Annotated in this window: 9 protein-coding genes; 4 read left to right on the top strand and 5 right to left on the bottom strand. The window is 70.4% G+C overall.

Annotation, left to right across the window (positions count from 1 at the left end):
- Together ACFY2Z_RS09180 and ACFY2Z_RS09175 are read right to left on the bottom strand one after the other, a co-directional pair.
- Positions 1–1,748 (bottom strand): alpha-1,4-glucan--maltose-1-phosphate maltosyltransferase (locus tag ACFY2Z_RS09180; RefSeq protein WP_390743525.1); only part of this gene is annotated, 1,748 nt, incomplete at its 3' end.
- 83 nt (positions 1,749–1,831) lie between these two features.
- The gene (locus tag ACFY2Z_RS09175) at positions 1,832–2,176 is read right to left on the bottom strand and encodes a DUF5133 domain-containing protein (RefSeq protein ID WP_390743524.1); all 345 of its coding nucleotides are present in this window, start codon (positions 2,174–2,176) and stop codon (positions 1,832–1,834) included.
- A 323-nt stretch (positions 2,177–2,499) separates the two neighbouring features.
- Between ACFY2Z_RS09175 and ACFY2Z_RS09170 the strand changes: the two genes are divergently transcribed.
- Positions 2,500–3,009, top strand: a complete 510-nt coding sequence (locus tag ACFY2Z_RS09170; RefSeq protein ID WP_390743523.1) for a pep a2 — start codon at positions 2,500–2,502, stop codon at positions 3,007–3,009.
- Between the two features lie 69 nt (positions 3,010–3,078).
- Here the strand turns inward: ACFY2Z_RS09170 and ACFY2Z_RS09165 are convergent, their stop codons facing one another.
- On the bottom strand, positions 3,079–4,287 hold the full coding sequence (locus ACFY2Z_RS09165) for an erythromycin esterase family protein (RefSeq protein ID WP_390743522.1): 1,209 nt from the start codon (positions 4,285–4,287) through the stop codon (positions 3,079–3,081).
- A 58-nt stretch (positions 4,288–4,345) separates the two neighbouring features.
- Here ACFY2Z_RS09165 and ACFY2Z_RS09160 point away from each other — a divergent pair, with 58 nt between their 5' ends.
- From ACFY2Z_RS09160 to ACFY2Z_RS09150, 3 genes are all read left to right on the top strand, one after another.
- Entirely contained in the window at positions 4,346–5,059 is a 714-nt protein-coding gene (locus tag ACFY2Z_RS09160) for a TioE family transcriptional regulator (protein ID WP_390743521.1), read from the top strand.
- Positions 5,060–5,304: 245 nt separating this feature from the next.
- A complete protein-coding gene (sthA, locus tag ACFY2Z_RS09155; RefSeq protein ID WP_390743520.1) occupies positions 5,305–6,708 on the top strand; it encodes a Si-specific NAD(P)(+) transhydrogenase in 1,404 nt (467 codons plus the stop codon).
- Positions 6,709–6,841: 133 nt separating this feature from the next.
- On the top strand, positions 6,842–7,462 hold the full coding sequence (locus ACFY2Z_RS09150; protein ID WP_388965952.1) for an L-threonylcarbamoyladenylate synthase: 621 nt from the start codon (positions 6,842–6,844) through the stop codon (positions 7,460–7,462).
- A gap of 40 nt (positions 7,463–7,502) precedes the next feature.
- On the opposite strand, the gene ACFY2Z_RS09145 is transcribed toward ACFY2Z_RS09150, so the two are convergent.
- Together ACFY2Z_RS09145 and ACFY2Z_RS09140 are read right to left on the bottom strand one after the other, a co-directional pair.
- Positions 7,503–8,045 carry a hypothetical protein gene (locus tag ACFY2Z_RS09145; protein ID WP_390743519.1) on the bottom strand — a complete coding sequence of 181 codons (543 nt, stop codon included), beginning with the start codon at positions 8,043–8,045 and terminating at the stop codon, positions 7,503–7,505.
- A 66-nt stretch (positions 8,046–8,111) separates the two neighbouring features.
- On the bottom strand, positions 8,112–10,481 hold the full coding sequence (locus ACFY2Z_RS09140) for a glycoside hydrolase family 65 protein (protein ID WP_390743518.1): 2,370 nt from the start codon (positions 10,479–10,481) through the stop codon (positions 8,112–8,114).
- Between the last annotated feature and the right edge of the window lie 25 nt (positions 10,482–10,506).

Raw genomic sequence — 10,506 nt, 5'->3', positions numbered from 1 at the left:
TGGTGAAAATGCAGGTTCCGCAGCCGCCGCAAGGCGCTGTGCTCCCGCCGGACACGGTTGAGGGTCGTGATCAGCGGGACGATGGTGCGGCCCTCACGTTCGGCCGCCTCCCAGTCACGGGGCCGCAACTGGTACTTCTCCGAGTCCAGATACTCCTCGCTGCCCTCCCGCAGCGGCACGTTCTCGCACAACTCGTAGCCCGAGTACATCCCCCACGCCGGCGACAGCGTCGCCGCCAGCACCGCCCGCACCTCGAACGCCGGCCGCCCCCCGTGCTGCAGATACGCATGCAGGATGTCCGGGGTGTTCACGAAGAAATTCGGCCGCATGTACGCCGCCGTCTCCCCCGACAACTCCGTCAGATACTCCGTCAGCTCCTGCTTGCTGTTGCGCCACGTGAAATACGTGTACGACTGCTGGAACCCCACCGCCGCCAGCGTCCGCATCATCGCCGGCCGCGTGAACGCCTCCGCCAGGAAGATCACATCCGGATCCCGCCGGCCCACCTCCCCGATCACCCGCTCCCAGAACACCACCGGCTTGGTATGCGGATTGTCCACCCGGAAGATCCGCACCCCCAGCCCCATCCAGAACCGCAGGACCCGTACCGTCTCCGCCACCAGACCCTCAAGATCCGCATCGAAGAACACCGGATAGATGTCCTGGTACTTCTTCGGCGGGTTCTCCGCATACGCGATCGACCCGTCCACCCGATGCCGGAACCACTCCGGATGCTTCTCCACCCACGGATGATCCGGCGAACACTGCAACGCGAAGTCCAGCGCCACCTCCAGCCCCAACTCCCCCGCCCGCCGAACGAACCAGACGAAGTCCTCCACCGTCCCCAGATCCGGATGCACCGCATCGTGCCCGCCCTCCGGCGACCCGATCGCCCACGGCACCCCCACATCACCCGCACCCGCCGACAACGCATTGTTCGCACCCTTGCGAAACGTCGTCCCGATCGGATGAACCGGCGGCAGATACACCACGTCGAAACCCATCCCCGCAATCGCCGGCAACCGCCGCGCCGCCGAACGCAACGTCCCGTGCGGCCGCTGCGCCGTCCCCTCCGACCGCGGGAAGAACTCGTACCACGACCCGAACAACGCCCGCTCCCGCTCCACCAGCAACGGCAACGCAACCGACGACGTCACCGACTCCCGCAACGGAAACCGCCCCAACACACCCTCCACCTCGGGAGACAGGGCGGCGGCGAGCCGGGCGACCGGCGGCCGGGACTCGTCGCGCAGGGCGCGGGCGGCGGCCCGTACCGTCTCCCGCCCCGGTCCGTCCGGTACTGCGGCGGCCGCCCGCTCGTAGAGGTCAGCGCCCTCCTCCAGGACCAGGGCGACATCGATGCGGTAGGGCACCTTGATCCGCGCGTGCCGTCGCCAGGTGGTCACCGGATCGGCCCATGCCTCCACGGCGTACGTCCAGTTGCCGGTCGACGTCGGGGTCACGTCCGCACCCCACCGATCCGATCCGGGCTCCAGTTCCCGCATCGGCGTCCAGGGACCGGGGCGGCCCTCGGGGTCCCTGAGCACGACGTTGGCACCGATCGCGCCGTCCCCCTCGCCGAAGACCGTGGCGGTGACCTGGAAGGTCTCTCCCTCCACCGCCTTGGCCGGATGCCTCCCGCCGTCGACGGCGGGCCGCACGTCCACGATCGGGATACGCCCGGTCACGGGCCGCACGCCGCCGATGGCAGGGGTGTTCGCGTTCCGGTGGGTGGCCTGCGGTTCCATGGACTTCGCCTCCTCCGCCGTTCTCGAGCCCTCGGGTGAGCGCCGGCTCTGTGGTGTTCGCTTCCAGCTCCGCCTGACGTCCGCTACGCGTTCGCCGGCCGTGCGGGACAGGTCCTGGCCGCGGTGTGCTCACGAGGTTCGCGAGGGTCTCGCGGGTCGTGCCGCTCGCGGGGTTCGCGCGGCCCGTACGGATCGTGCGGGTCGTACGGGACACCCACCGGGCGGGGTTGACGGGGGTTCAGGTACAGCTCGGCGGCGTCGACGGCCTCACGGGCGCACCGCTTCCCCATCAGCACGCACAGCGTGTAGCCGGTGTTCTCGAAACTGCCGCGGACTGCGCGGTTGTCGGGAGACGCGAGCATCAGTCGCTCCCAGGCCCGGTACTGCTCGAGGTGGCGGGCGACCTCGGCTCTGGCCGGCTGCAGCATGGCGCGGTCACCTCCCACTCAGCACTGAGCACGGATCCGGAGGGCCCATGGATGCGCCGTCCGGAGGGTGCACGAAAGCCGGTCACGGAGCGGGGGTGATCCGTTACGGCGATCGAGTCCTTCACCCATGGTGCACGGTTCAACACAAAGCGTCCTGTTCAAACCTGAACCACCGTGGCGGGAGGGCTTCGTGTTGCACGAATGGAGTAGTGCTCTCACCCTGGGAATGACTCAGAAGCGATGAGTGCTCACGCTTCGTGATCGGGGTCGGCCCCCTGGGCCGGAAGGGAAGCGAGAGCTTCGCCGGTGAGGAGCCAACGACAATGAAGACCGCAGCACCCTGCTACTACCACCTCGACGTGGAACTCAGCCCGGAGCGCATCGGGCAGGTCCGGCGGATCCTGGCCGCCCATCTCCGGTACTGGGACCTCGAGACACTCGTAGAGCCCGTATGCCGGTGCACCGACGCACTGCTGTGCACGATCGACCGGCACGCGACGGACAAGAACACCACGATCGAGATGTGGTGGAACGGTCAGCACCTCATCACCGCGGTCCAGGACACCGAACGGGACATCCGGCCGCACTACGCGCCGAGCGGCTGTCTGACGCAGATCGCGGCGCTGAGCAACGGCTGGGGCTACTGCGCCACCGCCGCCGGCGGCAAGATCGTCTGGTTCTCGCAGCGGGCCCGGTCCGGCGAACGGGCCCCGCTCGTCCCGGTGTCACCCTCGCCGACCCTGCGCGAGACCCGCCCTCTCCCGCGTGCCCTGCCGCTCCCGGCGGTGGCCACGGCACGGGACCGGGAGGAGCCGGTTCTCATCGGCGCCTAGTCGCCACGGCGGACCGTGCGTGCGCAGCCCATGGGTGGCGCACGCACGGTCCGTCCGTCACGACCGCCGCTACGGGCGCTTTCCCGGAACGTCCTTGACGAACACGATGCCGTCGCTGTTCGCCAGGTGGGCCGGGTCGAACGGGGCGTAGCCGAACCAGGTGGACACCCGGGGCGCCGGCAGCGTGTCACCGAAGGTGGTGGCCAGCCGCGCGGCGTCGATGACGTAGCGGTCCTCCGGGAGCGCGTACAGGAGGCCTTCGACGGTGTCCGGCGGCGGCGTGTCCACTCCCTGGTGCCGGATCGTACCGAGGGCCGTGGCCACGAAGGCGTACTCCTCGCCGAGTTGGGCGCTCACCAGTGCACCGGCGCTCCACCACTCCAGCGGCATCCCGCCCATCCGCATCGTGCTCCTCTCCCGCTGGAGATGCCCGTTGTGGGCGTGCACCAGCGTCGGGACCTGTTCGGCGACGGCGAGCAGGTTGGCGGCCATCATCGAATCCCGCACGCCCACCAGCCGGGTCATACGGGCCGGTGAGGTGTCGGCCATCCAGTGGTGGTAGCGCAGCAGGCCGGTCGCGGTACGCCCGTACAGGCGCGCCCGGTGCCAGTCGTCCCGCGAGGTCGCCGTGATCAGGTGCGGCGTCTGCTCGTCGAGCAGCGCCACCAGATCGTCGGCGAGCAGGCGCAGTTGACCGGCCTCGGCCGACTGCCCCACGGACTGAGCCGGGTCCGTCATCGCGGCGGGATCGGTCCACCGGTCGTCCGCGCCGAGCAGCCGGTCGAGCGTCTCCCCGGTGCAGGGGAGCAGGCCCGCGTCAACCCGGGCCGAGAGGTAGCCGTGGAGTGCGGTGAGAGCCTGCCGGGGACTCGCGGCACCGGTGATCTCCAACGGGCCGTCGAAACCGGCGAAGCGGAGCCGCTCGGACGCGGGCCGGCCGTCGTTGTGATCGCGCATCCAGCGCACGAGTTCGCGGTTGGCCGCGGAGGTGCCCCAGCCGTGGCTGAATCCGTGCTCCATGACCTCGTCGAGAGTGCCCGTGCCCGAGGTGACGTAGTCGTCCACGACCAGGCCCGCCATGCAGTCGCTCTCGATCGCGATCGTCCGGTAGCCCTCCTGCTCGACGAGCTGCCGGAAGAGCTCGTTGCGCAGGTCGAGCAGGGTGTCCTCGCCATGGGTGGGCTCGCCCAGGGCCAGCAGCCGAGGCCGGGCCGGGAGCAGCCGCATGACGGCGGCAGCCTCGACCACATGGGCGGTGTCCTTGATGTCAGTCGCCATGCCTTCAACGGTATCGTTGAACTTTCGATTGAAACTTTTTCGCGATATCGGCGGGTCCATGGGACGAAACCTTCAAAACAGCGAGCGACTCAGGCCGGTTGATCTGGCGCGCGGCCACGGTCTGTCCACGCAGGCGGTCAGGAACTACGAGGAGGCCGGCATCCTTCCGGCCGCCGGTCGCACACCCCACGGCTACCGGACCTACACCTCGCTGCACGCGGGGGCCCTGGGCGCGTTCCTCGCCCTGGCGCGCGGCCACGGCCACCGGCCGGCGACGTCGATCATGCGGGCGGTGAACCAGGGCGCGGTCGACGAGGCGTTCCGTCTCATCGACGAGAGCCACGCCCAACTCCTCGACGACCGCCGGACCCTCCGGGCCGTGGAGAGCGCCCTTCGCGACCTGGAGCCCGTCCCGGCGCCCGAGCCCGGCGGCACGTTCATCGGGCCGCTGGCAGAGAAGCTCGGCATCCGGCCCGCGACGCTGCGCAAATGGGAGAGCGCCGGGCTGGTGCGCCCGCGCCGCGACCCGCGGACCGGGTACCGCGTCTACGACGAGACCGACGTACGGGACGCCCGACTGGCCCACCAGCTCAGGCGGGGCGGCTACCTGCTGGAGCAGATCGCCCCGCTGATCGCCCAGGTACGAGCGGCCGGCGGCCTGGAGCCACTGGAGGCCGCACTGCACGACTGGCACGGCCGGCTGTCCGCCCGCGGTCGCGCGATGCTGACCGGGGCCGCGGAGTTGGAGACGTACCTCCGCGAGCGCGGATGAGACTTCGGAGGCCGTGCCGGCCGAGCTCGGCGTCGAGGCGTGCACGACGTCGAACGTCAGCGACCGACCACATGGCTGCCACCCGCCTGCCCGGTTGAACTCCAGCCCCGCGAACAGCCCGCGAGCTCGTCTCGGTACGTCCGGGCCGACTGCCGCCCGCACAAGGCCCCTTCCGGAGTGGTCAGCGCGGCCTCTCGTCACCTTCGGTCTTTCGGCCAAGGGGTCGGTGCTGTCAGACTCCGCACGTGCCCGACTTCGACATACTCGTCATCGGATCCGGACCGGGTGGCCAGAAGGCCGCCATCGCCGCCGCCAAACTCGGCCGCCGGGTCGCCGTCGTCGACCACCCCGACATGGTCGGCGGGGTCTCCATCCACACCGGCACCATCCCCTCCAAGACCCTGCGCGAGGCCGTCCTCTATCTCACCGGGCTCACCCAGCGGGATCTGTACGGGCAGAGCTACCGGCTCAAGGAGGAGATCACCGTCGCCGACCTGACCGCGCGCACCCGGCACGTGGTCGGCCGCGAGGTCGATGTCATCCGCAGTCAGCTCTCCCGCAATCGCGTCTCCCTCTTCACCGGGACCGGGCGGTTCATGGATCCCCACACGGTCGCGATACGCGAAGTGTCCGGCGACGAGCGGAGGTTGAGCGCCGAGCACATCATCATCGCCACCGGTACCCGGCCCGCCCGGCCCGCGAGCGTCGAGTTCGACGGACGGTCGATCATGGACTCGGACAACGTGCTGAACCTGGAGCGGGTGCCCCGGTCGATGGTCATCGTGGGAGCGGGTGTGATCGGCATGGAGTACGCTTCCATGTTCGCCGCCCTGGGCAGCAAGGTCACGGTGGTCGAGAAGCGGCACGCGATGCTCGACTTCTGCGACGTCGAGGTGATCGAGTCGCTGAAGTACCACCTGAGGGACCTGGCCGTCACCTTCCGCTTCGGGGAGACAGTCGCGGCGGTCGAACGGCACCCCACGGGGACCCTCACCGTCCTGGAGAGCGGCAAGAAGATCCCCGCCGACGCCGTGATGTACTCGGCCGGACGCCAGGGCCTCACCGACGAACTCGACCTCGACAAGGCGGGCCTGGCCGCCGACCCGCGCGGCCGGATCAAGGTCGACGCGCACTACCGCACCGAGGTGGGGCACATCTACGCCGTCGGTGATGTGATCGGTTTCCCGGCGCTCGCCGCGACCTCGATGGAACAGGGCCGTCTGGCGGCGTACCACGCCTGCGGTGAGCCCGTGGAGGAGATGACCGGCCTGCAGCCGATCGGCATCTACACCATCCCGGAGATCAGCTTCATCGGGCGGACGGAGGATCAGCTAACCGCAGACCGCGTGCCGTTCGAGGTCGGCATCTCCCGCTACCGGGAACTGGCCCGCGGGCAGATCATCGGCGATGCGCACGGCATGCTGAAGCTGCTGGTCTCCCCGCAGGACCGCACCCTGCTCGGGGTGCACTGCTTCGGCACCGGGGCCACCGAGCTGATCCATATCGGCCAGTCGGTCATGGGGTGCGGCGGCACCGTCGACTACCTGGTCAACGCGGTCTTCAACTATCCGACGCTCGCGGAGTCGTACAAGGTCGCGGCGCTCGACGCGACCAACAAGATCCGGCAGATCGACCGGCTCGAGCACTGACGGCTCAAGGACTGCCGACTCAGGGACTGCCGACGCAGTGAGCCGGGTCCGTTGGGCCGCGCGGATGACCTGCGCGGCAGCCGACGCGTGGCCCGCATGGACAGCACGGCCCTGTGTGATCGAGACTCGGCGGGTGGCCAGGTACTACGACGTTCACCCAGACAACCCCCAGCCGCGCACGATCGGTCAGGTCGCCGACAGCATCCGCGAGGGCGCGCTCGTGGTCTATCCCACGGACTCCTGCTTCGCGCTGGGGTGCCGGCTGGGCAGTCGCGACGGCATCGACCGTATTCGCGCCATCCGCCATCTCGACGACCGCCATCACTTCACTCTCGTATGTCAGGACTTCGCGCAGCTGGGTCAGTTCGTGCACGTCGACAAGGACGTGTTCCGTGCGATCAAGGCGTCGACACCCGGCAGCTACACCTTCATCCTCCCCGCGACCCGCGAGGTGCCGCGCAAGCTGCTGCATCCCAAGAAGAAGACGGTCGGCGTGCGGATTCCCGACCATGTGGTGGCTCAGGCGCTGCTGGCCGAGCTCGGGGAGCCGATCCTGTCCAGCACCCTGCTTCTGCCGGGCGAGGAGGAGCCGATGACTCAGGGCTGGGAGATCAAGGAGCGGCTCGACCACATGGTGGACGCCGTGGTCGACTCCGGCGACTGCGGTACGGAACCGACGACGGTCATCGACTTCTCCGGCGGCGAGCCGGAGATCGTGCGTGAAGGGGCGGGTGATGTCTCGCGGTTCGAGTGACGGCCGGGCACAGGGCATCCGAGCGACCTGGTCGACCAGGTCAGCGGGTGCCCGAGCGGGCTTCCTCGTCCACGGGTTCGCCGTGCAGCAGGCGCACCAGGGAGTCCCGGTGCAGTCCGGCGAGCGCGTCCAGCAGGTCCGGGTGGCGCAGCAGCGCAGCCGCGCGGCGGTCCCGCTCACCGGGGTCGGTGAGCCTGCGGAAGTCGAAGGCCAGGCCCGCCGTGTGGTCACTGGTGCCCAGCGCGACGACCGCGTCCCGGGCGAGGGACGGAGTGGTCAGCAACGTGGCCGCCCAGCTGGCGACCACTTCGTCCACCCAGGTGCGCCAGCCCGCGTCGGTCTCGTCGGCGACCGCCGCATCGGAGCCGGTGAGCCAGTCCAGGCGGGCGGAGCCGCCCGGTCCGACGAGGGCGACGAGGCCGGCGTCGGTGACCGTGGGATAGCGCAGCCAGGCGGCGACCATCACGGCCTGAGAGGCCTGGGCCTCGGCCAGAGCGGCGTCCAGGGCTCCACCGGTGCCCGGGTAGGAGCGCAGCAGCCACTGTGTGGTGGCGGCTATGACGGGGGACAGGTCGGCTGACATCGGCGTCACCTTACCCATCGGACGAATGGGTGAAAATGGTGCGCATCACATCCGGGGCGGGCGTCGTCAGTCCGGAAGCAGCAGTTCGCAGGTCTCCCCCGGCTCCACGCGGACCTCGCGGTGCGGCAGACGGACGGCGATGGGGTCGCGGTCGGACGGAGGCACGGTGATCTCCAGCCGCCCCCGCTCCAGCCGTAGTCGTACGCCCCAGTGCCCTCGATAGCGCACGGCGAACTCGTACGACGACAGCTCCGGCAGCGGCGCGGGGTCGAGCAGAAGCGCGCCCCCACGGGTCTCCAGGCCGGTCAGTCCGCGCTGGACGAGGTCGAGGGTGCCCGCCATGGCGCCCAGGTGGATGCCCTCGCCCGTGGTCCCGCCCTGGATATCGGCGATGTCGCCCCGCAGGGCCTCCTGGCAGAAGGCCCACGCGCCGTCGCGCCGGGCCCGGGCCAGCACCCATCCGTGCACCAGGCCGCTGAGCGTCGAACCGTGGCTGGTCCGGGAGAGGTAGTAGTCGACCGTGCGGCGCCAGAGGTCCTCGTCCAGCCGGTGGCCGAGACGGCCGAAGAGGCGCCGTAGTTCGGACGGGGAGAAGAGATAGCCGAGCATCAGCACGTCGGCCTGTTTGGACGCCCGGTAGCGGTTGACGGTGTCGCCCTCCGTCTCCAGGATCCGGTCGAGGCGCCGGATGTCTCCGTAGCGCTTGCGATAGCCGTCCCAGTCGAGTTCGGCGAGTTCGCCGTAGCCGTCGAACTGGCTGATCACGCCGTCGTGGAACGGCAGATGCAGGGTGCGGGAGACGTCCTCCCAGCGGTCGAGTTCGCCGTGGTCCAGGCCGGTGCGCTCGACCAGTTCGCGCCGCCGGGGTTCGGGCAGGACACCCAGCACCTCCAGGGCGCGTTCCAGTACCCAGGCGGCGGTGACATTGGTGTACGCGTTGTCGTCGAGGCCGGGCTCCCGGGCGCCGGGGTAGGCGTCGTGGTACTCGTCGGGGCCGACCACACCGCGGATGCGGTGCCGGCCGAGGCGTTCGTCGTGTGTGGCCGAGTCCGCCCAGAAGCGGGCGATCTCCAGCAGCATCTCGGCCCCTTTGGTGTGCAGGAACTCGACGTCGCCGCTGGCCTCGCAGTACTGCCACACGTTGTACGCGACCGCCGAGCCGACATGCCGCTGGAGCCGGCTGTGGTCGGGCAGCCAGCGTCCGGAGAGCGGGTTGAGGTGCAGTTCCTGGGTCTCCTCGCGCCCGTCGCTGCCGCTCTGCCACGGGTACTGGGCCCCCCGCCGGCCGTTCGCGCGCGCCGCCGCGCGGGCGCGGTCGAGCCGCCGGTGGCGGTAGTGCAGCAGGCCCCGGGACACCTCGGGGAGGTGCAGGTTGAGATACGGCAGGACGAACAGCTCGTCCCAGAAGACGTGCCCGCGGTACGCCTCCCCGTGCAGGCCCCGGGCCGGCACGCCCACGTCGAGGTCGGCGGTGTGCGGCGAGAGCGTCTGCAGGACGTGGAAGAGGTGCAGCCGCAGTACGTGGCCCGCCTCCCCGGGCACGTGGAGCGCGGCCCGGCGCCAGAGCCGCCGCCAGGCGGTGCGGTGCCCTTCGAGCAGGGCGGCGAAGCCCGGTGCCGCGCCCACCCGGTCGATCGCGGTGCCCAGCGGGTCGGTGATCGCGGGGTCGCGGGAGGTGTGCAGGGCCACCGTCTTGTCCACGGTCACGGTCCGGCCCGGCGCCAGGTCGAGCAGTACGCGCTGGACGGCGCGGGGGAAGGTGTGGCGGGTGGTGGCGGGGACGCCCGCGGTCAGCCGGGCCGCCAGGCCGATGCGGATGTCGGAGGTACGGGTGCGGCAGCGCAGCCAGACCGTGTCCGGGGCGTGGGTCCCGGTGTGGACATGGGTGAGATGCCGGCCGTCCAGGTCACGGTAGCGCGCCACGCCCGCGTTGGTGACGCCGCCGTCGAGCGCGGCCTCCACCTCCAGTGCGACGGCACCGCCCTCGACCGTGAACTCGGTGCGCAGGGCCGCGAGATGGGGGTCGGCCATATGCACCAGCCGCTGCTGGCGCACCGACAGCGTACGGTGCCCGCCGAGCGCGTAGCGGGTGCGGCGCTCCAGCAGACCGACGGACAGAAGCAGGATCTGGCGGTGGTCGAGCACGGTCCCCGTGTCCGGGGTGAGCCACCGCTGTCCGGCGAGGCGGAAGCGCAGCGGCAGCCAGTTGGGCAGGTTGACCATGTCCTCGTTCTCGACCCGGTGCCCCACCCAGCGCGTGGTGAGCCGGTTGTAGCAGCCCGCCGCATACGTGCCCGGGTAGTGCACCTGGTCCGCGGAGCACTCAGGGAGCGCCCCTCGGGTGGCGAAGCAGCCGTTGCCCAGCGTGCACAGGGACTCCCTCAGCCGCTCGTCCCAGGGGTCGTAGCCCTCGTACTGCCAGGTCCAGCCCGTCACTGCGGCACTCCTCCCAGGCCGGTGG

Origin of the sequence: Streptomyces sp. NPDC001222, from assembly GCF_042896945.1 — a bacterium.
GTDB lineage: Bacteria > Actinomycetota > Actinomycetes > Streptomycetales > Streptomycetaceae > Streptomyces > Streptomyces gibsoniae.
Note: the sequence above shows the minus strand (reverse complement) of the source record. Positions and strands in the feature narration are given on the sequence as shown.